The 22,948-nt window shown below is 72.7% G+C and carries 27 protein-coding genes and 4 tRNA genes; 11 read left to right on the top strand and 20 right to left on the bottom strand.

Annotation, left to right across the window (positions count from 1 at the left end; all coding sequences use genetic code 11):
• Positions 1–26 precede the first annotated feature (26 nt).
• On the bottom strand, positions 27–662 hold the full coding sequence (locus KDN32_RS05440; protein WP_211731052.1) for a hypothetical protein: 636 nt from the start codon (positions 660–662) through the stop codon (positions 27–29).
• A gap of 72 nt (positions 663–734) precedes the next feature.
• Between KDN32_RS05440 and KDN32_RS23505 the strand changes: the two genes are divergently transcribed.
• From KDN32_RS23505 to KDN32_RS22800, 3 genes are all read left to right on the top strand, one after another.
• Entirely contained in the window at positions 735–860 is a 126-nt protein-coding gene (locus KDN32_RS23505; protein ID WP_372446471.1) for a putative leader peptide, read from the top strand.
• A gap of 65 nt (positions 861–925) precedes the next feature.
• A complete protein-coding gene (locus tag KDN32_RS05435) occupies positions 926–2,323 on the top strand; it encodes a dicarboxylate/amino acid:cation symporter (protein ID WP_211731051.1) in 1,398 nt (465 codons plus the stop codon).
• Between the two features lie 451 nt (positions 2,324–2,774).
• Positions 2,775–4,379: a CBM96 family carbohydrate-binding protein gene (locus tag KDN32_RS22800; RefSeq protein WP_211731050.1), complete on the top strand. Its 1,605-nt coding sequence runs from the start codon at positions 2,775–2,777 to the stop codon at positions 4,377–4,379.
• A gap of 36 nt (positions 4,380–4,415) precedes the next feature.
• On the opposite strand, the gene KDN32_RS05425 is transcribed toward KDN32_RS22800, so the two are convergent.
• A complete protein-coding gene (locus KDN32_RS05425; RefSeq protein ID WP_211731049.1) occupies positions 4,416–5,342 on the bottom strand; it encodes a hypothetical protein in 927 nt (308 codons plus the stop codon).
• Positions 5,343–5,423: 81 nt separating this feature from the next.
• Here KDN32_RS05425 and KDN32_RS05420 point away from each other — a divergent pair.
• Positions 5,424–5,496 (top strand) — tRNA-Arg (locus KDN32_RS05420).
• Positions 5,497–5,596: 100 nt separating this feature from the next.
• On the opposite strand, the gene KDN32_RS05415 is transcribed toward KDN32_RS05420, so the two are convergent.
• From KDN32_RS05415 to KDN32_RS05405, 3 genes are all read right to left on the bottom strand, one after another.
• Entirely contained in the window at positions 5,597–6,613 is a 1,017-nt protein-coding gene (locus KDN32_RS05415; RefSeq protein ID WP_211731048.1) for an adenosine deaminase, read from the bottom strand.
• Between the two features lie 64 nt (positions 6,614–6,677).
• Positions 6,678–7,439: a DsbA family protein gene (locus KDN32_RS05410; RefSeq protein WP_211731047.1), complete on the bottom strand. Its 762-nt coding sequence runs from the start codon at positions 7,437–7,439 to the stop codon at positions 6,678–6,680.
• Positions 7,420–7,929 carry a MauE/DoxX family redox-associated membrane protein gene (locus KDN32_RS05405; RefSeq protein ID WP_211731046.1) on the bottom strand — a complete coding sequence of 170 codons (510 nt, stop codon included), beginning with the start codon at positions 7,927–7,929 and terminating at the stop codon, positions 7,420–7,422. The genes KDN32_RS05410 and KDN32_RS05405 overlap by 20 nt, the downstream gene beginning before the upstream one ends.
• Before the next feature lie 97 nt (positions 7,930–8,026).
• On the opposite strand from KDN32_RS05405, the gene orn reads away from it, so the two are divergent.
• The gene (gene orn, locus KDN32_RS05400; protein ID WP_211731045.1) at positions 8,027–8,671 is read left to right on the top strand and encodes an oligoribonuclease; all 645 of its coding nucleotides are present in this window, start codon (positions 8,027–8,029) and stop codon (positions 8,669–8,671) included.
• 44 nt (positions 8,672–8,715) lie between these two features.
• Positions 8,716–8,791, top strand: a tRNA-His gene (locus KDN32_RS05395).
• Positions 8,792–8,877: 86 nt separating this feature from the next.
• On the opposite strand, the gene KDN32_RS05390 is transcribed toward KDN32_RS05395, so the two are convergent.
• The 5 genes from KDN32_RS05390 to KDN32_RS05370 form a co-directional block, all read right to left on the bottom strand.
• Complete coding sequence (locus KDN32_RS05390; RefSeq protein WP_211731044.1) at positions 8,878–9,021, bottom strand: hypothetical protein; 144 nt, start codon at positions 9,019–9,021, stop codon at positions 8,878–8,880.
• Positions 9,018–10,007 (bottom strand): hypothetical protein, encoded by a 990-nt coding sequence (locus KDN32_RS05385; protein WP_211731043.1) that lies wholly within the window; start codon positions 10,005–10,007, stop codon positions 9,018–9,020. Before KDN32_RS05385 ends, KDN32_RS05390 begins: the two co-directional genes overlap by 4 nt.
• Positions 10,008–10,051: 44 nt before the next feature.
• On the bottom strand, positions 10,052–10,582 hold the full coding sequence (locus tag KDN32_RS05380; RefSeq protein WP_211731042.1) for a hypothetical protein: 531 nt from the start codon (positions 10,580–10,582) through the stop codon (positions 10,052–10,054).
• A complete protein-coding gene (locus KDN32_RS05375) occupies positions 10,582–11,691 on the bottom strand; it encodes an aromatic acid exporter family protein (RefSeq protein WP_211731041.1) in 1,110 nt (369 codons plus the stop codon). The genes KDN32_RS05380 and KDN32_RS05375 overlap by 1 nt, the downstream gene beginning before the upstream one ends.
• 87 nt (positions 11,692–11,778) lie before the next feature.
• Positions 11,779–12,678 carry a universal stress protein gene (locus KDN32_RS05370; protein WP_211731040.1) on the bottom strand — a complete coding sequence of 300 codons (900 nt, stop codon included), beginning with the start codon at positions 12,676–12,678 and terminating at the stop codon, positions 11,779–11,781.
• A gap of 179 nt (positions 12,679–12,857) precedes the next feature.
• Between KDN32_RS05370 and KDN32_RS05365 the strand changes: the two genes are divergently transcribed.
• Together KDN32_RS05365 and KDN32_RS05360 are read left to right on the top strand one after the other, a co-directional pair.
• Positions 12,858–14,426, top strand: a complete 1,569-nt coding sequence (locus KDN32_RS05365; RefSeq protein ID WP_211731039.1) for a phytoene desaturase family protein — start codon at positions 12,858–12,860, stop codon at positions 14,424–14,426.
• Between the two features lie 58 nt (positions 14,427–14,484).
• A tRNA-Lys gene (locus KDN32_RS05360) sits at positions 14,485–14,557 on the top strand.
• Between the two features lie 70 nt (positions 14,558–14,627).
• Here KDN32_RS05360 and KDN32_RS05355 read toward each other — a convergent pair.
• Genes KDN32_RS05355 through KDN32_RS05320 form a run of 8 tightly spaced genes read right to left on the bottom strand, consistent with a single transcriptional unit; the run spans position 14,628 to position 19,627 of the window.
• On the bottom strand, positions 14,628–15,188 hold the full coding sequence (locus KDN32_RS05355; protein WP_307853742.1) for a 1-acyl-sn-glycerol-3-phosphate acyltransferase: 561 nt from the start codon (positions 15,186–15,188) through the stop codon (positions 14,628–14,630).
• Positions 15,175–16,551, bottom strand: a complete 1,377-nt coding sequence (locus KDN32_RS05350) for a flavin-containing monooxygenase (protein WP_211731037.1) — start codon at positions 16,549–16,551, stop codon at positions 15,175–15,177. Before KDN32_RS05350 ends, KDN32_RS05355 begins: the two co-directional genes overlap by 14 nt.
• Before the next feature lie 30 nt (positions 16,552–16,581).
• Positions 16,582–16,881: a GroES family chaperonin gene (locus tag KDN32_RS05345; protein WP_211732376.1), complete on the bottom strand. Its 300-nt coding sequence runs from the start codon at positions 16,879–16,881 to the stop codon at positions 16,582–16,584.
• A gap of 41 nt (positions 16,882–16,922) precedes the next feature.
• Positions 16,923–17,171, bottom strand: a complete 249-nt coding sequence (locus KDN32_RS05340) for a DUF3618 domain-containing protein (RefSeq protein WP_211731036.1) — start codon at positions 17,169–17,171, stop codon at positions 16,923–16,925.
• Positions 17,168–17,938: an energy-coupling factor ABC transporter ATP-binding protein gene (locus KDN32_RS05335; protein WP_211731035.1), complete on the bottom strand. Its 771-nt coding sequence runs from the start codon at positions 17,936–17,938 to the stop codon at positions 17,168–17,170. The genes KDN32_RS05340 and KDN32_RS05335 overlap by 4 nt, the downstream gene beginning before the upstream one ends.
• Positions 17,935–18,603 carry a cobalt ECF transporter T component CbiQ gene (cbiQ, locus tag KDN32_RS05330; RefSeq protein ID WP_211731034.1) on the bottom strand — a complete coding sequence of 223 codons (669 nt, stop codon included), beginning with the start codon at positions 18,601–18,603 and terminating at the stop codon, positions 17,935–17,937. The genes KDN32_RS05335 and cbiQ overlap by 4 nt, the downstream gene beginning before the upstream one ends.
• A complete protein-coding gene (locus tag KDN32_RS05325) occupies positions 18,603–18,941 on the bottom strand; it encodes a PDGLE domain-containing protein (RefSeq protein ID WP_211731033.1) in 339 nt (112 codons plus the stop codon). Before KDN32_RS05325 ends, cbiQ begins: the two co-directional genes overlap by 1 nt.
• Positions 18,938–19,627, bottom strand: coding sequence for an energy-coupling factor ABC transporter permease (locus KDN32_RS05320; protein WP_211731032.1), 690 nt, complete (start codon positions 19,625–19,627; stop codon positions 18,938–18,940). The genes KDN32_RS05325 and KDN32_RS05320 overlap by 4 nt, the downstream gene beginning before the upstream one ends.
• A 162-nt stretch (positions 19,628–19,789) precedes the next feature.
• Between KDN32_RS05320 and bcp the strand changes: the two genes are divergently transcribed.
• The 3 genes from bcp (at position 19,790) to KDN32_RS05305 (ending at position 21,366) form a co-directional block, all read left to right on the top strand.
• Positions 19,790–20,260 carry a thioredoxin-dependent thiol peroxidase gene (bcp, locus tag KDN32_RS05315; RefSeq protein ID WP_211731031.1) on the top strand — a complete coding sequence of 157 codons (471 nt, stop codon included), beginning with the start codon at positions 19,790–19,792 and terminating at the stop codon, positions 20,258–20,260.
• A gap of 103 nt (positions 20,261–20,363) precedes the next feature.
• Positions 20,364–20,436, top strand: a tRNA-Leu gene (locus tag KDN32_RS05310).
• 54 nt (positions 20,437–20,490) lie between these two features.
• Positions 20,491–21,366, top strand: a complete 876-nt coding sequence (locus KDN32_RS05305; protein ID WP_211731030.1) for a bile acid:sodium symporter family protein — start codon at positions 20,491–20,493, stop codon at positions 21,364–21,366.
• On the opposite strand, the gene rdgB is transcribed toward KDN32_RS05305, so the two are convergent.
• Both rdgB and rph read right to left on the bottom strand, forming a co-directional pair.
• Positions 21,355–21,981: an RdgB/HAM1 family non-canonical purine NTP pyrophosphatase gene (gene rdgB / locus KDN32_RS05300; protein WP_211731029.1), complete on the bottom strand. Its 627-nt coding sequence runs from the start codon at positions 21,979–21,981 to the stop codon at positions 21,355–21,357. The genes KDN32_RS05305 and rdgB overlap by 12 nt on opposite strands.
• Positions 21,978–22,718, bottom strand: coding sequence for a ribonuclease PH (rph, locus tag KDN32_RS05295; RefSeq protein ID WP_211731028.1), 741 nt, complete (start codon positions 22,716–22,718; stop codon positions 21,978–21,980). The genes rdgB and rph overlap by 4 nt, the downstream gene beginning before the upstream one ends.
• Positions 22,719–22,948 lie beyond the last annotated feature (230 nt).

The following is a 22,948-nucleotide window of genomic DNA, read 5'->3' as shown; positions in this document are numbered from 1 at the left end:
TCTCCGGTCGTGCGTGCGGTCGCGGGTCAGCCGCGGTGGATCCGCGGGCTCTTGGCGCGGCTGCGCTCGCTGACGTGGGCCCGGAACGCGTCGTCCGCGAATCCGGCGAGGTTCACCGATCCGTCGCCGAGGGGAGTGACGTCGAGCCGGGTCGCGACGATCGCCACCTGGAGCCAGCGCGGGTCGTCGATGCAGGCGGCGGGGAACGACACCGTGACCGTGTCGGCCGCGAGGTCGTAGCGCGATCGCACCGTCCGGCAGGGCCGGGTGTGCTGGACGATGCCGCGGTCCGGGACCAGGATGGCGCGGCCCGGACCTTCACCGGCGAAGGCGAGGGCCGTGAAGCGGGCGCGCGGGGTGAAGACCCGCATGTCGAGCGAGTGCTGGTCCAGGTCGACGAGGTCGCGGAAGTGCAGCGTCACCGTCACGCGACGGGCATGCGTGATGTCGGTGCGGACGACGTCGACCGACGTCTCCGCGGGTGCGTCGAGGAACGCCGGCCGCGCGGGCGGCTCGGTCCCGAACTCCCCCGCGAAGTTGTAGGCCCGGGCGTCGCCGGCGCCGTCCTCGATCGTCACGGTCTCGGCATGGGCGGCGACGGGAAGCAGCAGGAGGGCAGGGACGAGGGCGGCGACGAGCCGCGCGACGGGGCGCAGTGACATGGGCGGAACCCTAGTCAGGCCGCGCCTGACGTGTGAGGCGAACCACGGAACAGGCGTCGGCGAACGCCTGTTGTGCCCGTCGTGCGTCCTGTCCTGCCCTCCCCCGCGACCGTCGGTGACCTGCTGACGCAGCGCCGGGCGGTGGACCTCGTGCGCACCGGTAGCGCGCTGTGTCGTCGCTCGTCCGCCGTCGACTGAGCTCCCCGCACGCACCGCCGGCACCCGTCAGACCGGGCGCCGATCCGAAAGGTTACCTTTTCACTATGAATACTTCATTTGAGGCTCCGGCGAAGCGCTCCCGCCTCCGGCTGCCCTCGTTCGGCGTCCAGGTCCTGACCGGCCTGGTCCTCGGCGTGGTCCTCGGCCTGGTCGCCCGGTCGATGGGCGCGGACGGCGTCGACGCCGCGACCGGCGAGGTCGACCCGAACTGGCTCACCGAGACGCTCAGCACGGTCGGCGGCACGTTCGTCACCCTGCTCCGGGCAGTCGTCCCGCCGCTCGTCTTCCTCGCGATCGTCGCGTCCATCGCCAACCTGCGTGACGTGACCGGTGCCGCCCGGCTGGCGTGGCGCACGCTCGCCTGGTTCGCGATCACCGCGCTGATCGCCGTCACCATCGGCATCGCACTCGGCCTGGTGCTCCGCCCCGGCGACCACACCAGCGTGGCCTCCGACGCGGCGTCCGCCCCGTCGACGACCGGCTCGTGGCTCGACTTCCTCACCGGCCTGGTCCCCGCCAACGTGCTGGGCCTGGAGGGCTCCGCCGGCCCCGACGGCAGCGTGTCCATGTCGTTCAACGTCCTGCAGATCCTCGTGGTCGCGATCGCCGTCGGCATCGCCACGCTCAAGGTGGGCGAGGCTGCGGACCCGTTCCTCACCTTCGTCCGCTCCGCGCTCGCCGTGGTCCAGAAGGTGCTGTGGTGGATCATCCTGCTCGCCCCGGTCGCCACCGTCGGCCTGCTCGGCAACGCCGTGGCGAGCTATGGCTGGGACGCCCTCGGCTCGCTCGGCACCTTCACGGTCGCGATCTACGCAGGCCTGGCGCTGGTGCTGCTGGTGGTCTACCCCACCCTGCTCAAGCTCAACGGCCTCTCGGTGCGGCAGTTCTTCTCCGGGGCATGGCCCGCCATGTCGCTGGCGTTCGTCTCGCGCTCGTCGGTCGGCACGATGCCGCTCACCCAGAGCGTGACCGAGCGCAACCTCGGTGTGCCGCGGGCCTACGCCTCGTTCGCCGTGCCGCTCGGCGCGACGACGAAGATGGACGGCTGCGCCTCGATCTACCCGGCGATCTCGGCGATCTTCGTGGCCCAGTTCTTCGGCCTCGACCTGTCGGTCACCGACTACGTCCTGATCGCGTTCGTCTCGGTCATCGGCTCCGCCGCCACCGCCGGGGTCACCGGCGCCACCGTGATGCTGACCCTCACGCTCTCCACGCTCGGCCTGCCCCTCGAGGGCGTCGGCCTGCTCCTGGCCATCGACCCGATCCTCGACATGGGCCGCACGGCGGTCAACGTGACCGGACAGGCGCTGGTCCCGACGATCGTCGCCCAGCGCGAGGGCATCCTCGACCGCGCGACGTACGACGCGCCCCGCGGGCGTACGCCGTGGCGCGAGGACGTTGCGGACTCCTCCTCCCGCGAGACCGTGGGGGCGTCTGCCTGACGAACCCGCGGGTCCCACCCGCACCTGCTCCACCACCCGGACGGCCGGGCGCTCCCAGCGCCCGGCCGTTCGTGGCATGCCCCCGTGCGCGCTCTGCGAACAGGGCCGTTCGGCCCCGATCCGCGCCGATTGGTACATCGATCTTTCATCAAGTTACTGTCAAGAAAGATCGAAGGTAGATCGCAGGCTTGCCGATAAGTCCACTGTGATCCCTGATCGCGAACAACTCCACAGCGGACGTGGCTGAGCTCCCCTGCACCTTCCCCTGCATCGGGTGACGCCGACCTCGTCCGTTCCTCCGAGCCGCCTCGGGCCGCTCGGAGGCCTGGTCCCACCGGACGCTCCGGCGTCCCTCGGGACCGCGCGCACCGCCGCGGGCGAGGTCCTCGGTGAGGCGCACCTGGCGACGAACCCCCGCGTCGCCAGCACCCCCACAGGAAAGTTCAACACAATGTCACACACCCTCACGAGAACGGCCTCGGCCCTCGTCTTCGTCACTGGGCTGGCCGGCGTCGCGATCGCCTCCTCCCCCGCCAACGCCAAGCGCAGTGACATCGACGCCATGGTCGACACCTACGTCAGCTCCGCCGCGCCCGGCGCCAACTACGGGTCGAGCACGACCCTCACGGTCGACGGCCGCACCAACCGCACCCAGCAGGCCTTCCTCAAGTTCACCGTCCCGGACGTGGCCGCCGGCGAGAGCCTTGCCTCCGTCGCCCTGCGCCTGCGACCCACCGTCGACTCCTCGACGGGCGTGACCGTCGTCCGTGCCGGCAACGGCTGGACCGAGAACAACCTGACCTGGTCGTCGCGGCCCACCACCAGCGCCCGGCTCGGCGCGTCCGACGCACTCGTGGCCGGGACCGTCGAGTCGATCGCGCTCGACGCCTCCAAGCTCACGCCTGGCGAGGTCGTGAGCATCCGCGTCGAGACGACGGCCAAGAAGGCGCTCACCTTCTCCTCGACCGAGGCGCGGACCGCCTCCACCCGTCCGCAGCTCCGGGTGAACACGGTCGCGAAGCCGACGCCCACGCCGACGTCCACCCCGACGGTGACCCCGACGTCCACGCCGACGGTGACCCCGACGTCCACGCCGACCTCCACCCCGACGGTGACCCCGACGTCCACGCCGACGGTGACCCCGACGTCCACGCCGACGTCCACGCCGACGTCCACGCCGACCGCGACGCCGACCGCGACCCCGACCGCGACCCCGACCGCGACCCCGACCGCGACCCCGAGCCCCCAGCCGGCCGCGACCTTCCCGCCGGCCACCCCGGTGATGCCCAAGGTCATCGGCATGAGCGCGCCGGCCAACCTCTGGCCGCAGCGGATCCAGGAGGTCGGCGCCCAGGGCGTCACCGCCCGCCGGATCTTCGCCGACCTGTCGTCGAGCGGCAGCAGCCAGCTCTCGCTGATCCGGCAGACGATCGCCGACGGCATGATGCCGGTCATCTCCTACAAGGTGCCCGACCCGGCCGCCCTGGCCAACGGCTCCTACGACGCGTGGCTGGCCACGCTGCGCACGCAGCTCACCAGCCTCGGCGCTCCCGTCACGGCGACCTTCTGGCACGAGCCCAACGGCGACATGGACCCCGCGGTGTTCCGCGCCGCGAGCCTGCGGTTCTTCAACCAGGTCGACGCCCCGTCGATCGCGGTCGGCCCGATCCTGAACGGCTGGCTGCTCGACCGCCGGGTGAGCGACTTCGCCGCCTTCACCGACGCCACCCTGCTCAACAAGTGGGAGTTCGTCGCCGTCGACTCCTACCAGAACGGCACGGCCTCGGCCCCCGGCGACCTGCTGCCGGCCCGCGCCATCCCGCTGCTCGCCTCCTGGATGGACTCGGTCGGCCACCCGAACAAGCCCCTCGGGCTCGGTGAGTACAACGGCCACACCGCGCAGGCCGTCGCCGAGGCCGGCGAGTCGATCCTGTCGACGCCCGAGCTGTGGTTCGGCCTCGCCTGGAACAGCACCGCCGGTGCGTACTCCCCGCTGGTCGGCGACCGGATCACCGCCTTCCAGCACACCAAGGCCGACCCGCGCGCCCGCCAGTGAGCGCGCCGGTCTGACCGACTGACACCGACGAGGGCGTCAGGGCACCCAGTGGGGCCCGGCGCCCTCGTCGGCGTTCCGGGCACCGCGCGCCGAGCCGAGCACCCACCAGAGCGCGGGCGGGACGACGGCCAGCAGCACCAGCGCCCACAGCCACACCGTGCCGACCAGAGCGCCGAGCTCGGACAGCACGACGCCGGGCACCTCGAGCGGTCCCGGCAGGTGGTCGAGCAGGAAGCGGCCCGGCGACAGCAGGACCGCTGCCAGCGCCAGCCCTCCGGACCCGATCGCCACCGCGGTCTGTCCGCGACGGCGGGCGACCGCCAGCGCGACGGCGGCGCACACGGCCGCGGGCACCAGCAGCAGGCCGGCGACGAGGCGGCCGAAACCGCGCAGGTCCCGCATCGTGGTGCCGTCGTCCGCGACCTCGGCGACGGTGCCCTCGCGCTCGGTCGCCTCCCGCAGGTCGGCGGCGTACTGCGACAGGACCTCCCGCTCGCGGGGCGCCGCGTCGGCCGCGCGGTCCTCGAGCTCGCGGACGGCGGCGTCGATGACGCGGTCGCCGTCGAGTCGCCCGTCGACCACGGTCAGGTCGGCCAGCTCTCGGCGCAGCTCTGTCGAGGCGAGCACGTCGTCGAGCGCCCGCTGGAGCCCAGCCCGCTCCGTCGGCGTGAACGGCGCGCCGGCGTCGTCCTCGAGGTCGCCCAGCACCTCGCCCGTGATCTCCTCGCGGACCTGCGGGACCGTGAGCACCACGCTCGCCCAGGCCCACGGGTGCTCGTCGTCGAAGGCGTGCTGGACCGACAGGGCGACCACCACCGACGCGGCCAGCCCGAGGGCCGCCCCCGCCCCGAGCACCCCGGACACCAGGGTGCGCAGCCGGTCGACCGCGGTCCGCAGGTCCGGGGCGTCGCCGCCGCCGAGCGCCGTGAGGCCGGTCGTGGGGAGGGGGCCGCGGTCGCTCACGCGCACATCCTGCCCGTCGGGCACCCGACGCGCGTGGGGACGGTGCGGCGCGTCGGTCCGCGGCTGGGATACTCGACCCAGGCCCCCGTGGCGCAACGGATAGCGCAACGGCCTTCTAATCCGTGGGTTGCAGGTTCGAGTCCTGCCGGGGGCGCTGCGACACGCCGACCGGGATCCCCGGGCGGCAGCTCGCCACCCGGGAGGATCGGGCCCAGGCCCCGCCACGTATGAGGTGACGGGGCCGCATGCATCCCTCAGGCGCTGGCGGTGTACGCGTCGATCTCGCCGGTGATCCGCGCCTTCACGTCGTCGGCCGCGTAGGACGCGTGGACGGCTGCCTTCGCCAGGTCGGCCACACCCTGCTCGTCGAGGTCGAGGAGACCGGCCGCGACCTCGTAGTCGTGGTTGAGCGTCGTGGCGAACATCGGCGGGTCGTCGGAGTTGATCGTCACGGTGACCCCCGCCTCGACGAAGGCGCGCAGCGGGTGCTCCTCGATCCGGTCGACCGCGCGGGTGGCGACGTTGGACGTCGGGCAGACCTCGAGCACCACGCCGGTGTCGGCGAGGTGTGCGAGGAGGTCCGGGTCCTGGGCGCTGGAGGTCCCGTGGCCGATCCGCTCCGCGCCGAGCAGGCGCAGGGAGTCCCACACCGTCTCCGGGCCGGTGGTCTCACCGGCGTGCGGCACGGAGTGCAGGCCGGCTGCGCGGGCGGCCTCGAAGTGCGGCTGGAACTGCGGGCGCGGCACGCCGATCTCCGGACCGCCGAGCCCGAAGCCGACCAGCGCGTCGGTGCGGTGCTGCAGGGCGTACTCCAGCGTCGCGTCGGCGGCGGGCAGGCCCGACTCGCCGGGGATGTCGTAGATCCAGCGCAGCACCAGCCCGAAGTCGCGCTCGGCCGCCACGCGGGCGTCCTCGATGGCGTCGGTGTAGGCCTGGATCGGGATCCCGCGGATCACCGACGTGTAGGGCGTGCAGGTGAGCTCGGCGTAGCGGAGGTTCTGGCCCTCGGCCATCTCGCGGGCGACCTCGTAGGTCAGCAGCCGGATGTCCTCCGGGGTGCGGATCAGGTCGACGACCGAGAGGTAGACGTCCACGAAGTGGGCGAAGTCGCGGAACGTGAAGAACTCGCGCAGCCCCTCGAGGTCGCTGGGCACCCCCGCGTCGGGGTGCCGGGCGGCGAGCTCGGAGACGATGCGGGGCGACGCGGAGCCGACGTGGTGCACGTGCAGCTCGGCCTTGGGCAGGCCGGCGATGAAGTTCTGGAGGCTCATCCGGCCGAGTGTGGCAGCGCCACGCTCGGCCGGACCAATCCCCGTGTACCCGGTCCGGACCGGGTTACTGGAGCAGCTCGGCGAGCTGCTGGGCGTCGGCGTCCTTGCCGTCGATCAGGATCGTCGGCGTGCTGTTGTAGCCGTCCTTGGACATCTGGTCGGTGGCGTTCTCGATCCACTGCTCGTAGACCTTGTCCTCGATCTGCGGGCGGACCTCCGACTCGGTGGCGCCGGCCGCGACCGCGCGGTCGATCAGCTCGTCGTCCTCGAATCCCGGACCGCCCTCCTCGGGCTGGTTGGCGTAGAGGTCGTCGTGGAAGGCGCGAAACGCCTCGATGCCGGCGGTGTCGAGCACGGCGAGCGCGGCGTTGAGGGCACGCGAGGAGTACTCGTTGGTGGAGTAGCGGTCGAGGAACGAGATCATCCGGTACTCCAGGCGCACGTCGCCGGCGTCGACCGCGGCGGCCAGCGGCTCGCCGAGCTGGGCCTCGAGGTTGGCGCACGCCGGGCACTGCAGGTCCTCGTAGACCGTCACCGTGGTCGGGGCGTCCGGCTGGCCCACGAAGATGCCGTAGCCGTCCAGCTCGCCGGGGGTGCCGTCGGACTCGCTGCCCGAGGCGACCGACGGCACCGTGTCGGCCGTCTCCCCCGTCGTGTCACGTGTGCTCTGCCACCACGTCAGGCCACCGACGATGACGAGCACCGCCGCGACGACCGATCCGATCGCGACGAGACGGCGACGACGCTCCTCGGCCTGCTTCTGGCGCAAGGCCTCGGCAGCCCTCTGCTTGCGGGCCTCGCGCCGCTCAGGCGTGTTCTTCGACATGCGGGTTCCTCTCGTTCTCGGCAGAGTCGGTGGCGTGGCTGCTGCCGAACAGCACGGGGTCGAGCGCCCACCTCGAGCGTGGCCGGACAGCCAGCCAGCCCGACAGGGCCAGAAGGCCCACGTCGCGGGCGATCTCCCAGGGGTACTTGGACGTGGCGTCGGCGTCGTAGCCGCCGCCACCGAAGCAGCCGCAGTCGATCTGCAGGCCGCGCGCCCAGGCGGCGGAGATGCCGATGATGAAGGCGACGAAGAGCAGCGACGACACCACGGCGGCCGGGCGGGTGAGCAGGCCGAGCACGAGCAGCAGGCCGACGACGACCTCCAGCACCGGGAGCAGGTGGCCCACGGTCGGCACCACGGCCTCGGGCAGCAGGTCGTAGGCCCGTACGGCGCGCACGCTCTCGCTGGGGTCGGGCAGCTTGAGGGCGCCCGCCACGATCCACACGCCGCCCGTCACGAGCCGCGCGAGGAGACCGATCCAGTCCTTCACGGGGTCGACCCTAGGAGACGAGCCTGAGCCGCGCCTGAGAGACGCGTCCCGGACCGCCGCGAGCCGTGGAACCGCCGGCTCGGTAGTGTGGCCGGTCGTGAACGACAGACTGGTGTGGATCGACTGCGAGATGACCGGCCTCGAGCTCGGCGCGGACGCGCTGATCGAGGTGGCGGCCCTCGTCACCGACTTCGAGCTGAACGTGCTCGGCGAGGGTGTCGACATCGTCGTCAAGCCCCCTGCCGAGGCGCTCGACCAGATGGTCGAGTTCGTCCGGGACATGCACGAGAAGTCCGGGCTCCTCGAGGAGCTCGACGGCGGCACCACGCTGGCGGACGCCGAGGAGCAGGTGCTGGCCTACATCAAGGAGCAGTGCCCCGACGGCAGCCGACCGCCGCTCGCCGGCAACACCGTGGCCACGGACCGCGCGTTCCTCGCCCGCGACATGCCGGACCTCGAGTCGTTCCTCCACTACCGCATCGTCGACGTCTCCTCGATCAAGGAGCTCTCCCGCCGCTGGTACCCGCGCGCCTACTTCGCCGCGCCGACCAAGCGCGGCAACCACCGCGCGCTCGCCGACATCCAGGAGAGCATCGAGGAGCTGCGCTACTACCGCGAGGCCGTCTTCGTCCCGCAGCCCGGCCCCGACAGCGCCCGCGCGCGCGACATCGCGGCCCGCCACGGCGGCACCCTGACCGGCCTCGGACCGGACACCGACGTCGATGCGGGATCCGCGGGCTGAGTGCCCTACACTTCTGGTCGTCCTCGCCGACAGGCGAGAACATGGTGGGTATAGCTCAGCTGGTAGAGCGCCGCCTTGTGGTGGCGGATGTCGCGGGTTCGAGTCCCGTTACTCACCCCAAAGCAGTCGAGCCCCCGACCTGGTCCAGGTCGGGGGCTCGATGCATCTCGGGCGTGAGGACGGCAGCACCGTGGGCGCGTGCCGGATCAGGCCGACTTCGGCCCCTGCGCAGCGGATCCTCGGGTGGAGGTCGCGCGCACAAACTTCACCTTGCTGTTGCGGACAGCATCTCGCAGGGCCTTCGCCTTCTGCTCGGGCGTGACCGTGATGATCCTGGTCGTGCCGCTCATGGCTGCTCCTTCGATGGTGACGCCTCGAGTGTAGACGGTTCGCCGAGCACCCGCTGGAGCAAGAGGCCATAGGCGCCGGCGGCAGCCACCGTATTGGCCGCCAGCGCGTCGAGGTCGTCCGTCACGCCCGGCTCCGGTGGACCGACGAAGATCGAGAGCGCACCAAGAGGCTTGCCGCTTCGAGAGCCGTACAGGTCCGGGACGACTGCAGTGATCGCACACCCGCCGTCCGGAAAGTCGATGAGGAACGGGCCGATCCCGGTGTCCGGGTGCGTCAGGGCAGTGGCGACCTGGTCCGCCTCCTCGACGGCCACGACCTGGACGATGTAGGTCGAGTCGAAGGTGCCGTCCGGCTGCCCCACCCAGCCCACGAGGTGTGCACGATCGGCCCACGGCCCGAACACCTCGGAGAGCATCCCGGTCATGGCGGACGCGAACGCCAGGGACGCGTACCCGCCCACCTCCTCCTCCACCGTGAGCGCGGTGACGTCGTTCGACGCCATCTCGTTGAAGAAGTTCTCCACCTGCGCTGCGGATGGCATCTGCACCACCAGCTGCTGCGACTGCCCCTGACCCTGCGCGGTGGATTGCACGGCGAGCTGCTGCGTCACCGCGGACAGGGCTGCGCTGGCCTGCTGCACCTCGCCGCGCAGCTGCTCTGCCTGGCTCTCCACCTCCGCCACGGCCCGCTTCAACGACAGCACTCCAGCGAGCTCGAGCTCGGAGACGTCGGGCAGGAGCAGCAGCAGAACAGCGAGCACGACCCACATCAGGCGCGGATCAGCGAGCCCGATGGGCTCGCACACCTGCACCACCGTCGAGTCCGCGACCTCGTCGCGACACACGTCCGCCACGCGACCCCACAGCAGCATCCAGCCGCCCCACACGACCAGGACGCCCACCAGCAGGCGACGCACGACGTCCACGATCTTCCGCTGTCGCGACTTCGACGCCGGCTCGACCGGCACTATCCCCGTGGTGGTCACACCGGCACGCTAGTGACACCGTCCGACACTCAGCCCCCGTCCATTCAGCGCACCCAGAGGTCCCACGGAGCCAGCACCAGCAGCACCTGCTGCTCGAGGTGGAGCGCGTCGGCACGCTCCGGCCGGACCGCCCACGACACCTCCGGGGCGAGCCGCGCCACCGCGTCCACGGCCCACTCCCGCGCCCGCCGCGGTCCGTCGCTGCGCAACCGGTCGAGCTGGCCCTGCACCCACGCCGGGTCGGCCAGCGCGCGGTCCAGCGCCGCCTCGCCGAAGCCGCCGAGCGCACCGGCCGGCCTCCGGAACGCCGCGAGCCGCCCCCTCAGGCCGGGCACCACCCCGGTCCCGCCGCGCTCCCCCGCCACCGCCGCGTGCACGATCCGCTGCGTCCCGGGATCACGGAACAGGTACACCCCCGGCTCGCGCGGAGCGCCCGCCGCGGCGTCGGCCAGCGACATCCAGTCGGACCACGACGCGAGGTCCTCCACCTCGGCGTAGGCGTCCCGCGCAGCCGCGTCCCGCACCCGCTCCCCGATCCAGCCCATGCGGGCGATCGTGCCGGTGACCACCGACATCAGCCGGCTCGGACCCCCATCGACGGCAGGCGCACCGGCAGGCGGGTGCCCCCGAGCGGGTTCGCCGCAGCGACCCGCGACATCGCGTCGACGATGTTGCGCAGGTTGATGATCAGCGCGCCGTAGACCGGCCACTCGGCCGACCGCTCGGTCGCGCGCAGGTCCTCGGCCAGCCGCGCGAGCCGCTCTCGTACGTCCTCGAGCCCGACCGGGTCCGCGGCGCGCACCGCGGCGCCCGCGTCACCCAGCATGCCGATCCACGCGTCGGCGAACTGCTCCCCCCACGTCTCCCGGTGCGCGCTCTGCCCGCCGAGCGTCCGGGCGAGGCTGCGGGTCTCGGCGACGGCCTGCTCCATCCGGCGCAGCAGCTCGAACCACTCCTTCGGGTCGCGCAGCGACCGCGCCGACCGGCGCGGGTTCATCCGGGCGCTCTCCTGCGCCTGGCGCACCAGGCCCCAAGCACGGTCGACGTCGCCGTCGAGCTCGCGGGTGCGGTCGATCCACGCCCGGACGTCCTCGTCCTGGCAGCCGTCGCCGAGGCTGCCGGCGATGTCGACGAGCAGCTCGCCGATCGCGTCGTCGATGCGGTCCATCGCCTCCACCGCCGTGCTGCGGCGCAGCGGCGGCCAGACGAGGACGTTGACGGCCAGCCCGACCGCGACGCCGATGGCCGTGTCGACGAGGCGCGAGACGAGCATCAGGTCGTCCTCGAAACCGGTCGTCAGCACCACGAGCCCGGTCGTCGCGATCGTGGTCGCCTCGATGCCGAGCCACGGGAGCGCGCCCAGGACCAGCGCGACCACGAGCAGCAGCGCGATCGACGCGGTGGTGGGCCCGAGCACCTCGCCGACCGCGGTCGCGAGCAGGACGGCGACGACCGTCGCGGCGACCTGCTGGGCGCCGCGGGAGAAGGTCCGGTAGACGGTCGCGTGCACCACGAGCAGCGCGGCCCAGGGGGCGAGGAACGGCTGCGGCAGGTCGAGCAGGCTCGCCGCCACGACCCAGGCCACGACCGCCGCCAGCACCGTCTTGGCCAGCTGGAGCACGTCGTTCCACCAGATCGGGTCACCGAGGCGATCGTCGATGCGGGTCCTGATCTCCTGCCACATCGGGCCGACGATACGGACCGCGCGCAGGTCGCCGGACCACCCCTCGAGGTCGGACCGCCCCGGGGTCGTGCGCCCTCAGCGTCGTCCTCAGCGTCGGCCGGACGGCGCGGCCAGCAGCACCGGGCAGGTGGCCTGGCGCAGCACCTCGCGGGCGACCGGGCCGACGTGCGAGCCGACCGGCACGACCGGGTCGTGGCGGCCGATCACGAGCAGGGCGGCGCCGTCGCTCGCCTGCAGGAGCGCGTCGATCTCCCGGCCGCGGTGGGCGACCACGTCGGCGTGGACCACGCGCTCCCCCTCGCCGATCTCCTCGAGCGCCGCCCGGATCTCGGCGCGCGCCCGCTGGCCCCACCGCCGGTCCTCCGCGGTGTCGGAGTGCAGGCTCTCGTAGGGCTCGGGCAGCGACCACGCGTGCACCACCCGGAGCCCCGTGCCGAGGTCGCGCGAGCGGTCGACCGCGGCGCGGAGCACCTCACCGGCCCGGATCGGGGCGTCGACGCCCGCGACCACGACCTGCTCGGCGTCCGCGGTCGACCACCCGCTCGGCACCGCGACCACGGGTGCCAGGGTCTGGGCGGCCACGCCGCCCGCGACGGTGCGGGTGACGGGCCGTCCGTCGGCGACCGGGTGCCCGTACTCCAGCACCAGCATCCGCGCTTCGCGCGCGGCGGCCACGAGGCCGGGGACGACCGGCCCGCGCCGCAGCTCCTCGACCACCGTCAGTACGCCGCCGCCCATCTCCTCGGCGCGCTCGGCCGCCAGCGCGAGGGTCTCGGTGCCGATCTTGTCCAGCTGCTCCGCGGACGCGAGGGCCGACTCGGACCCCAGCGGCACGACCGGGACCACGTGCACGAGGTGCAGCGGGCACCCGACGCGCAGGGCCTCGTCGACGGCGTAGCGCAGCGCGGCGCCGACCTCCTCGGTGCCGACTCCGACGACCACGGGCGGGTCGGCAGGGACCGGCTCGGGAACGGCTTGCTCGATCATGACGGCCTCCAGGTGACGGCACCCCGTCCGGGCGCTACCACTACGCTCGTCGCATCCACGTCGCATCCGTAGGGACCAACGACCCGGGAGGGAACGCCGAGCGGCCCTGATACCGGGGCTCGGCCGCGGGTCGTCGTGCCGGACCACCGCTCCACCGGCGGAGGGTCTACGTTGTCCGGATGACTCCCGGCAGCAGCAGCTATGACGTCGTCGTGGTCGGTGGTGGGCACAACGCCCTGGTGAGCGCGGCCTACCTCGCGCGGGCCGGGCTGAGCGTCGTCGTGCTCGAGCGCCTCGACCACACCGGCGGGGCCGCCGTCTCGGTGGAGCCGTTCCCCGGCCAGCCCGCCCGGCTCTCGCGCTACTCCTACCTGGTCAGCCTGATGCCCGAGCAGCTGATGGCCGACCTCGGCCTCGACGTCCGGCTCGCCTCGCGCACCACCGCGTCGTACACCCCGTGGGTGCGAGGCGAGCGCTCCGGCGGGCTGCTGGTCGAGCGCCCCGAGGGCGAGGCGACCCGCGCGTCGTTCCACGACCTCACCGGCGGCGACGAGGAGTACGCCGCGTGGCAGGCGTTCTACGCCGAGGTCGGTCGCCTCGCCGAGGCCGTCTCCCCCACCCTGATGCAGCCGCTCCCCCTCGAGCGGGACGTCCGCGCCCTGGTCGACGAGCGGATCTGGTCGGAGGTGGTCGCCGAGCCGCTGGGGCGGGCGATCACCGCGCGCTTCACCGACGACACCGTCCGCGGCGTCGTCGCCACCGACGCCCTGATCGGGACCTTCGCCTCCCTCGACGACCCGTCGCTCGTGCAGAACCGGTGCTTCCTCTACCACCTGATCGGCAACGGCACCGGCGAGTGGCGGGTGCCGGTCGGCGGCATGGGTGCAATGACCGACGCGCTCGCCCGGTCGGCCGTCGAGGCCGGCGCGGAGCTCGTGACCGGCGCGGGGGTCAGCGCCATCGTCCCGGGCGCCGACGGGGCCGAGGTGCGCTTCCACGACGGCACCCAGGAGCGGTCGGTGACCGGGCGACGCGTGCTCTCCGGCGTCGCGCCGTGGGTGCTGCGGATCCTGCTCGGCGAGGGCGAGGACCCCGAGGCCAAGCCGGCTGGCTCGCAGCTCAAGATCAACTTCCTGCTCGACCGGCTCCCCGCGCTGCGCTCGGGCGCCGACCCCGAGCTCGCCTTCGCCGGCACGCTTCACCTCGCCGAGGACTACACCCAGCTCGAGCGGGCCTACGACACCGCCGCGGGTGGCGAGGTGCCGGACCCGATGCCGGGCGAGGTCTACTGCCACAGCCTCACCGACCCCTCGATCCTGGGCGACCGTGCGGGCTCGGCCCACACGCTCACCTACTTCGGGCTGCACACGCCGGCCGGGCTCTTCGACGCCGACCCGTCCGCCAAGGACCTCGCCGTGAAGCGCGCGCTCGCCTCCCTCGACGCCGTCCTCGCCGAGCCGATCGAGTCCTGCCTGGCCACCGACGCCGACGGGCGCCCGTGCATCGAGGCCAAGGTCCCCCAGGACGTCGAGCGCGACCTGGCGATGCCGGGCGGGCACATCTTCCACGGCGACCTCGAGTGGCCGTGGGCGCCCAACCGGGCGCGCCTCGACACGCCCGCCCAGCAGTGGGGCGTGCAGACCGAGCACGACTCCGTCCTGGTCTGCGGCTCGGGCGCGCGGCGCGGCGGCGCGGTCTCCGGGCTGGGCGGCCACAACGCCGCCCAGGCCGTGCTCGCCGAGCTGTGACCACCTCGATTTCACCTGTCGGAGGTGACGCGGTAGAGTTCTACTCGCTTCACCGCACGCGCCATTAGCTCAATTGGCAGAGCAGCTGACTCTTAATCAGCGGGTTCGGGGTTCGAGTCCCTGATGGCGTACAGAAGCCGAGAGCCGGTCCTTCGGGACCGGCTCTCGGCGTTTTCGGACGTGCCCGGCGCCGGGCTGGGCTCAACCCTCCTCGCGCAGGCGCGGCGGCGTGAAGGCCTCGGGCTTGAAGCCGGTCTTGTCGGCGTAGAACTCGCGCAGCACGTCCATGTCGGCGCTCACGTCGCCGGTGACGTGGAAGGTGGGTCCCCAGCCGACCGTGCGCGAGGGCGCGTCGAGGAACGCGAGGGTGACCGGCAGGCCGGTCTGCTGGGCGATCCGGTAGAAGCCGGACTTCCAGTACTCCCCGCGCGAGCGGGTGCCCTCGGCGGCGATCCCGATCAGCCACGGGTCGTCGCCCTCGGACTCGGCGAGCAGCTGCTTGATGGTGGTCGCGGGATTGCGGCGGTCGAGCTCGACGGCGCCGGTGCGGCGCAGCAGCCAGCCCAGCGGGCCGACGAACAGCTCCTGCTTGACCAGCAGCCGGATCGTGATGCCGTAGCGCCACGCGAGCAGCATGGTCAGCACCCAGTCCCAGTTCGACGTGTGCGGGGCGCCGACGAGCACGCCGCGGCGCGGCACCTCCCCGACGGCCTTCCAGCGCACGGCACGGAGCACGAGGCCGGCGATCCTACGACGCAGCACGGGCACGTCCCTTCCTGCGCTCGCGCGCGAGGTCCCAGAGGTAGTGGTCGAAGTCGACCTCCATGGTGTGGCGCGGCGAGGCGTAGAACTGCCTCGTGTCGCGCGCGTGCTCGGCCGCCATCTGGCGGCGGACCACGGAATCCGGTGGCGGGGCGTAGTGCCCGGTGAGCATCTCGGTGATCCACGCCGCCTGCGCCTCGGCGAGCGGCATCACCGCACCGAGCGGCTGGAGCAGGCCGAGGAAGTAGAGCCCGGGCAGGTCCGGGTGCACGGTACGCTTCCACAGCGGCAGCTGGTTGCCGGGGGCGGCCACCAGCTCGGGGTCGAGGAACGGGAAGCTCACGTGGTAGCCCGTGGCCCACACGACCAGGTCGGCCGGCGCGGAGCTGCCGTCGACGAACACCACGCGGTCGCCGTCGAGGCGCTCGATCGCAGGGCGGGCGGTGACCGCGCCCGCCGCCAGCCGCTCGCGGATCCGCCGCGACTGCACGGGATGGGACTGGCCGGGCTTGTGCTGGGGCGTGGGCAGGCCGTACTCCGCCATGCTCCCACCCGCGGCCATCGCGCCGATGCGCAGGCGCAGGGCGGTCACCCACCACGGGACCCACCCGGGCGGCAGCAGACCCTGGTCGGAGGGCTTGCCGAGGAAGAACTTGCCGAGCACCCACTCGGTGCGGCGGACCGACCAGGTGGTGGAGCGGGCGCGCAGGGACGCCTCCACGGCGATGTCCATGGCCGAGTTGCCGGCGCCGACGACCACCACGTCGCGCCCGTCGAGCTGGTCGGCGGAGCGGTAGTCGTGGGAGTGGATCTGCTCGCCGTCGAACGAGCCGGGGTAGGCCGGGTCGGGCCAGCGCGGGTCCCAGTGGTGGCCGTTGGCGACCAGCACGGCGTCGTAGGTGCGGGTCTGCGTGCCGTCCGGTCCGCGGACGGTCACGTCCCAGCGGCCGTCCCCGGTCGGGGCCACGCGCTCGACGGTGGTGTCGAAGGTGATCGCGTCACGGAAGCCGAAGTGGTCGACGTAGCGCTGGAAGTACGCCGCGACCTGGTCGTGGCGCGCGTAGGGCGGGTAGTCGTCGGGCATCGGGAAGTCGGAGTAGGCCATCCGCGGGCAGGACGTGTTGATCTCGAGGGTGTCGTAGCAGGCCGAGCGCCCGTTGGAGTTGTCCATCACCCAGGTGCCGCCGATGTCGTGGCCCATCTCGAAGCAGTCGAACGGTACGCCGGCGAGGTACAGGTGCTTGGCCGCCGCGATCCCGGACGAGCCGGCCCCGATGACGCACGCGCGCGGCAGCGTCTCGTCGGCGGGGACCGGTGCGGTCACCGGTGCGACGCGGTCGGACTGCTTGACGAGGTAGCCCACGGTCGTCTCCCTGTCGTTGCCGGTCGTGGCTCAGAGGTAGAGCCCGGTGGAGCCGCCCTCGAGCCGCTCGGCGGCGACGGCGTGCACGTCGCGCTCACGCATCACGACGTAGACCTCGCCGTGCACCTCGACCTCGGCCTTGTCCTCGGGGTCGAAGAGCACCCGGTCGCCGACCTCTACGGCACGCGCGTGCGGGCCGGCGGCGATGACGCGCGACCACGCCAGCCGGCGGGCACCCATCGCGGCGGTCGCCGGGATCACGATGCCGCCGGTGGAGCGCCGCTCGCCGGCCTCCTTGTCGACCTCGACGAGCAGGCGGTCGTGCAGCATCTTGATGGGGGCGCCACCCCCGGTCACGCCCGGTGCGGTGCTCAGCGCGCGACCTTGCGGACGACGGCGAGCAGCACGATGACGCCGACGACGGCGCCGGCCGCCTTGAGGATGTTGTCGGTGCGGGGCTCGCCGCTCTCGAGCTCGACGAAGTGCGACTTCACGCTCTCCACCTGGCGCCCGACGATCGTCTTGGGGTGGGCGCGGTGGGCGAGCTGGTCGATCGTCGAGGCGAGCCGCTGGCGCGTCTCCTCGATCTCGCGCTCGAGCGCGCTCATGTCCTGGGTCACGCGGGAAGGCTATCAATGCGCCGCGGGTCGAAACCCCACGGCAGCTCGAGCCGGTGGGCGGCCATCAGCTCGTCGTCGGTCAGCACGTCGAAGGTGGGCCGGTCGGCCACCACGACGCCCTCGCTCAGCACCACGCTGCGCGGGCAGAGCTCGAGGGCGTAGGGCAGGTCGTGGGTGACCATCAAGACGGTGACGTCGAGGCTGCGCAGGATGTCGGCGAGCTCGCGGCGCGACGCCGGATCGAGGTTCGACGACGGCTCGTCGAGCACCAGCACCTCCGGCTCCATCGCGAGCACCGTCGCGACCGCGACGCGCCGGCGCTGGCCGTAGGACAGGTGGTGGGGCGGGCGGTCGACGAAGTCGGCCATGCCGACCCGGTCGAGGGCGTCCATCACCCGGCGGTCGAGCTCGGCGCCCGTGAGGCCGAGGTTGGCCGGTCCGAACGCGACGTCCTGGCGCACGGTGCCGAGGAAGAGCTGGTCGTCGGGGTCCTGGAAGACCACGCCGACCCGGCGACGCACCTCCCGCATGTTCTTCTTGTCGACGGGCAGGCCGCTGACGGCGACCGACCCGCGCCCCGCCCCTCCCGACCCGGAGCCGAGGATGCCGTTGAGGTGGAGCACGAGCGTGGTCTTGCCGGCGCCGTTCGGGCCGAGCAGTGCGACCCGCTCGCCGCGGTGGACGTGCAGGTCGACGCCGAAGAGCGCCTGGTGCCCGTCGGGGTAGGCGTAGGCCAGGTCGCGGACGTCCAGCACGGGGGTGCTCACTGCGGCAACCTACCGTCGTAGCCGCGCGAGAGCATCGCGAGGTGGACCCGCTCGCCACGCTCGTAGGACCGGATGAACAGCGCACCCAGCGAGCGGGCCAGCACCGGCCAGTGCCGCGGCGAGCGCGGGTCGCAGCCGCGCGAGCGCATCGCCGTCAGCATCCGGCCCATCTCGGCCGTCACGACGTCGAGGTAGCGGATCATGAAGCCCATGATCTGCACGACCAGGTCGGGCATCCGCAGCCGCTGCAGGCCGCGGAGCAGGTCCTGCGGCTCGGTCGTGGCGGCGAGGGTCAGCGACGCGAGGACACCGATGCTGCCCTTGACCAGCAGCGCCACGCCGGCGTGGAGCCCGGCCTCGGAGACGCTCACCCCCAGCACCTCCGTGCGCGGGCCGTGGGAGATGAACGGCATCAGCAGCGCGAAGACCGCGAACGGCACCTCGACCACCATGCGCGGCAGGAGGTAGCGCAGCGGGACCCGGGACAGCAGCACGACGCCGAGCAGCACGGCCGCCTCGGCCGCGAGCACGGCGTACGCCTGGCGCGGGGTCGCGACGACCGCCAGCATGAAGCCGAGCAGGGCGAGAAGCTTGAGGTGGGCCGGCGCGCGGTGGACCGGGCTGTGGCCGTGGAAGTGCAGCCGGTGGCCGTGGCCGGCGCCCATCAGACCTCCGCGTCGTGGCGCTCGCGGTCCGCGTCGTCGACGTCGTGCGGCTCGCGGCGGCGGAGCGCCCAGAACAGGCCAGTGCTCAGGGAGAGCATCACCACGACGCCGACCACGCCGGCGACGCCGCCGCTGAGGCGGGCGTCGTCGATCCCGGAGGTCTGGTAGTCGGCCAGCGGGCTGTCGGCGGTGACGGAGTCCTCGGCGGAGTCGCCGAAGCCGGTCTTGCCGGCGACGTACTCGAGGCCGTCGGGGTGGGAGCTGGCGTAGTAGCTCGCCACGCCCGCGACGAGCAGGCTGACCAGCAGCGCGACGGCGAAGAAGCGGCGGGTGGTCATCGGACCTCCACCTTCCGGGTCTCGAGCTCGCGGGCGGCGAGCAGCGGGCGCGCCCCGTGGACGAGGTCGGGGCGCGAGGCCACCACGCTGCCCACGACCAGTCCGGTGACGACGGCCTCGCCGAGCCCGATCAGCACGTGCCAGCCGAGCATCGCGGCGAGCACGGAGCCGAGGTCGACCGGTGCCTGGCCACCGACGGCGAAGAGGCCGGTGAAGACGAGCGCCGCGACCGGCACGCTGAGGAACGCGCCGACGGCCGCGGCGGGCGCGACCATCGACGCACGCGACGGGAGCACGCGGCGCAGCAGGACGAAGACGCCCCAGCCGACGGCCACGGTCGTGACGCCCATCAGCGTGATGTTGGTGCCGAGCGCGGTGATGCCGCCGTCGGCCATCAGCAGGCCCTGCACGAGGAGGACCACCGACATGCAGAGCACCGCGGTCCACGGCCCGACCAGCACGGCCGCGAGCGCACCACCCATGAGGTGACCGCTGGTGCCGGCCCCGACCGGGAAGTTGATCATCTGGGCGGCGAACACGAACGTCGCCACCAGTCCCGCCATCGGCGCCGTGCGGTCGTCGAGCTCGCGACGCGCGCCGCGCAGCGAGACGGCCACGGCCGCCGCTGCGACGACGCCGGTGGCGATCGACGTCGGCGCGTCGAGGAAGCCGTCGGGCACGTGCACGTGGTCTCTCCCTGCTCGAGGATGGTGCTGCTGGTTGGATGTCTGGTGGCCGACGCGGATCCCCCCGATCCCGGGCCGGCACCCCACGACCTTATTGCAAGCAATTCGCAGCAGCCAACTGTTCGTACGGTGAGGCTGCCTCTCCGAAGGGACAGCACCCACATGACCGACCGCCTCGCAGCCGGCGACACCGCCCCCGACTTCACCCTCACCAGCGACGCCGACGAGCAGGTGAGCCTGTCCGACCTCCGCGGGAAGAAGGTCATCGTGTACTTCTACCCGGCCGCGATGACCCCCGGCTGCACCAAGCAGGCCTGCGACTTCTCCGAGTCGCTCGACTCGCTGCGCGGCGCGGGCTACGAGGTGCTCGGCGTCTCGAAGGACACGCCGGCCAAGCTGGCGAAGTTCCGCGAGCGCGACCAGCTCACCCTCACCCTGCTCTCCGACGAGGACCTCGCCGTCCACCGGTCCTACGGCGCGTACGGCACCAAGAAGCTCTACGGCAAGGAGGTCGAGGGCGTGATCCGCTCGACCTTCGTGATCGACGAGGACGGCACGGTCGAGCTCGCCCAGTACAACGTCAAGGCCACCGGCCACGTCGCCAAGCTGCGGCGTGACCTCGGGCTCGACTGAGACGCGCCCACCCTCGGACGTCATGAGGATCCGCGGTTCGGACCGCCGGTTCCCATGACGTCCCGGCCTCCTCCCGAGCACAGCGTGTGAGGATGGGCCCTCCGCGCTCGTAGCCCAACGGCAGAGGCACCGCGTTTAGGTCGCGGCCAGTGAGAGTTCGAATCTCTCCGAGCGCACGCTCCCCCCGCGCTCCACGCCCGTGTGACGACCGTCACCACTAGGGTCCGCGCATGGACTCCGCGCTGACGACCGTCGGACTGCCCCTCGCGCTCGCGATCATCATGTTCGGCCTGGGCCTCGACCTCACGGTCGCGGACTTCCGGCGGGTGGGGCGGACGCCGAGGGCGGTCGCCGTCGCCCTGGCCTGCCAGGTGGTGCTGCTGCCGGCCGTGTGCTTCGCGCTGGTGGTGCTCCTCGACCTGCCGGCGCTCCTGGGCATCGGCATGCTGCTGCTCGCGGCGTCGCCGGGAGGCACGACCGCCAACCTGTTCAGCCACCTCTTCCGCGGCGACGTGGCGCTCAACATCACGCTGACCGCGATCAACACCGTGGTCGCGGTCGTCACGCTGCCGCTCATCACCGGGCTGGCGATCTCGTTCTACGACCGCCAGGACGACGTGTCGATGCCGCTGGCGGAGATCGTCAAGGTGTTCGTGCTGATCCTGCTGCCGGTCGGGATCGGGATGCTGGTGCGCGACCGCGCCCCCGGCTTCGCGGCCCGCATGGACCGTCCGGTGCGGATCGGCTCGGCGGTCATCCTCGCCGTCCTGGTGCTCGGCATCCTGCTCGACCAGCGCGAGCACGTCGGCGACTACCTCGCCGACGTCGGCCTGGTCACCGCGCTCTTCTGCGCGATCAGCCTGGTCGTGGGCTACGTCGTCCCGAAGGCGTTCGGCGTCACCGGGCCGCAGGCCATCGCCTCCTCGATGGAGGTCGGAGTGCACAACGCCACGCTCGCGATCTTCGTGGCGGTCGAGGTGCTCGACGAGGTCGAGATCTCGGTCCCCGCGGCGGTCTACTCGCTGGTGATGTTCCTCTTCGCCGCGCTGTGGGGCTCGTGGGTCTCGCGCCGGGTCGGTGACCGCGAGCCGGTGTCAGCCGGCTGAGAGGTCCGCGGCCACGTGCGGCGCGAGCTCGCGCAGCGCCCGGCCCCGGTGGGAGATCCGGTCCTTCTCGGCCGGGTCGAGCTCGGCGGAGGTGAGCCCTCGCCCGTCGGCGTCGGCGGCGTGCTCGTCGGCCACGAACAGCACGTCGTAGCCGAACCCGCCGCTCCCCCGGACCTCGCGGATGATCTGGCCGTCCATGCGCCCCTCGACCACCCGCTCGCGCCCGTCCGGCATCACCCACGCGATCGCGCAGGTGAAGTGCGCGCCGCGGCGCTCGTCGGGCACGTCGTGGAGCTGGTCGAGCAGGAGCGCGTTGTTCCGGTCGTCGCTCTTCGGCTGCCCCGACCAGCGCGCCGACAGCACGCCCGGCATGCCGTTGAGCGCGTCGACGCACAGGCCGCTGTCGTCGGCGACCGACGGCAGGCCGGTCGCCGCGACGCCGGCGCGGGCCTTGAGCAGGGCGTTGCCCTCGAAGGTCGGCTGGTCCTCGACCGGCTCGACGTAGCCCTCGACGTCGCGCACGCCGAGGACCTCGACGTCGGGGACGTGCTCGGCGAGGATGCGCTGCATCTCGCCGATCTTCTTGGCGTTGCCGGAGGCCAGGAACACCTTCATCGCGCCAGCGCCTCCTGCTGCATCCGGGTGAGGTCGGCGCAGCCCTTCTCGGCGAGCGCGAGCAGAGCGTCGAGCTCGGCGCGGTCGAACGCGGCGCCCTCGGCGGTCCCCTGCACCTCGACGAACTTCCCGTCGCCGGTCATCACGACGTTCATGTCGGTCTCGGCGCGCACGTCCTCGACGTAGGGCAGGTCGAGGCGCGGCGCGCCGTCGATGATGCCGACGCTCACCGCGGCGACCGACCCGGTGAGCGGCTCTCCGGTGAGCGCGCCGCTCGCGCGCAGGTGGGCGACCGCGTCGGCGAGCGCGACGTAGGCCCCGGTGATCGCGGCGGTGCGGGTGCCGCCGTCGGCCTGGAGGACGTCGCAGTCGAGCACGATCGTGTTCTCGCCGAGCGCCTGGTAGTCGATGACGGCGCGCAGCGAGCGGCCGATGAGGCGCGAGATCTCGTGGGTGCGGCCGCCGATGCGCCCCTTGACCGACTCGCGGTCGGAGCGGGTGTTGGTGGCGGCGGGGAGCATCGCGTACTCCGCGGTGACCCAGCCGAGGCCGGAGCCCTTGCGCCAGCGCGGCACGCCCTCGGACGCCGACGCCGCGCACAGCACCTTGGTGCCGCCGAACTCGACGAGCACCGAGCCCGCGGCGTGGTCGAGCCAGTGGCGGGTGATGGTGATCGGCCGCAGCTCGTCGTCGGCGCGACCGTCGGCACGGGGGGTGGGGGCGGGTCCGGAAGTCATGGCACGACCCTAGAGGTCGACGGGCAGCGAGCCGGGTCCGGTAACCCCCGTGAGCCACCGGACCCGGCACTGCAAGGTCCCTACCCCGTGCGGGACCAGAGGTGCGCGGCCCCACGCCGCGCGAGCTCCCTCCCACGCGGTGTCTCCAGCCTGCGCCGCCGCCCGGGCGGGCGCATCCTCCTTGCGATGCGGACGGATCAGCCGAAAGTAGGAAATCCGATGGTTACCCT

This window comes from Nocardioides palaemonis (assembly GCF_018275325.1).
Taxonomy (GTDB): Bacteria; Actinomycetota; Actinomycetes; order Propionibacteriales; family Nocardioidaceae; genus Nocardioides; species Nocardioides palaemonis.
The sequence above is the reverse complement of the archived record's forward strand: the minus strand, read 5'-3'. Positions and strand labels throughout refer to the sequence as shown.

Excerpts from the sequence above, each read along its gene's own strand:
- KDN32_RS05440 (WP_211731052.1), bottom strand. The coding sequence starts at position 662 with ATGTCACTGCGCCCCGTCGCGCGGCTCGTCGCCGCCCTCGTCCCTGCC.
- KDN32_RS05435 (WP_211731051.1), top strand. The coding sequence starts at position 926 with ATGAATACTTCATTTGAGGCTCCGGCGAAGCGCTCCCGCCTCCGGCTG.
- KDN32_RS22800 (WP_211731050.1), top strand. The coding sequence starts at position 2,775 with ATGTCACACACCCTCACGAGAACGGCCTCGGCCCTCGTCTTCGTCACT.
- KDN32_RS05415 (WP_211731048.1), bottom strand. The coding sequence starts at position 6,613 with ATGAGCCTCCAGAACTTCATCGCCGGCCTGCCCAAGGCCGAGCTGCAC.
- KDN32_RS05410 (WP_211731047.1), bottom strand. The coding sequence starts at position 7,439 with ATGTCGAAGAACACGCCTGAGCGGCGCGAGGCCCGCAAGCAGAGGGCT.
- KDN32_RS05390 (WP_211731044.1), bottom strand. The coding sequence starts at position 9,021 with ATGAGCGGCACGACCAGGATCATCACGGTCACGCCCGAGCAGAAGGCG.
- KDN32_RS05380 (WP_211731042.1), bottom strand. The coding sequence starts at position 10,582 with ATGTCGGTGGTCACCGGCACGATCGCCCGCATGGGCTGGATCGGGGAG.
- KDN32_RS05375 (WP_211731041.1), bottom strand. The coding sequence starts at position 11,691 with ATGTGGCAGGAGATCAGGACCCGCATCGACGATCGCCTCGGTGACCCG.
- KDN32_RS05370 (WP_211731040.1), bottom strand. The coding sequence starts at position 12,678 with ATGATCGAGCAAGCCGTTCCCGAGCCGGTCCCTGCCGACCCGCCCGTG.
- KDN32_RS05365 (WP_211731039.1), top strand. The coding sequence starts at position 12,858 with ATGACTCCCGGCAGCAGCAGCTATGACGTCGTCGTGGTCGGTGGTGGG.
- KDN32_RS05345 (WP_211732376.1), bottom strand. The coding sequence starts at position 16,881 with ATGCTGCACGACCGCCTGCTCGTCGAGGTCGACAAGGAGGCCGGCGAG.
- cbiQ (WP_211731034.1), bottom strand. The coding sequence starts at position 18,603 with ATGGGCGCCGGCCACGGCCACCGGCTGCACTTCCACGGCCACAGCCCG.
- KDN32_RS05325 (WP_211731033.1), bottom strand. The coding sequence starts at position 18,941 with ATGACCACCCGCCGCTTCTTCGCCGTCGCGCTGCTGGTCAGCCTGCTC.
- bcp (WP_211731031.1), top strand. The coding sequence starts at position 19,790 with ATGACCGACCGCCTCGCAGCCGGCGACACCGCCCCCGACTTCACCCTC.
- KDN32_RS05305 (WP_211731030.1), top strand. The coding sequence starts at position 20,491 with ATGGACTCCGCGCTGACGACCGTCGGACTGCCCCTCGCGCTCGCGATC.
- rdgB (WP_211731029.1), bottom strand. The coding sequence starts at position 21,981 with ATGAAGGTGTTCCTGGCCTCCGGCAACGCCAAGAAGATCGGCGAGATG.
- rph (WP_211731028.1), bottom strand. The coding sequence starts at position 22,718 with ATGACTTCCGGACCCGCCCCCACCCCCCGTGCCGACGGTCGCGCCGAC.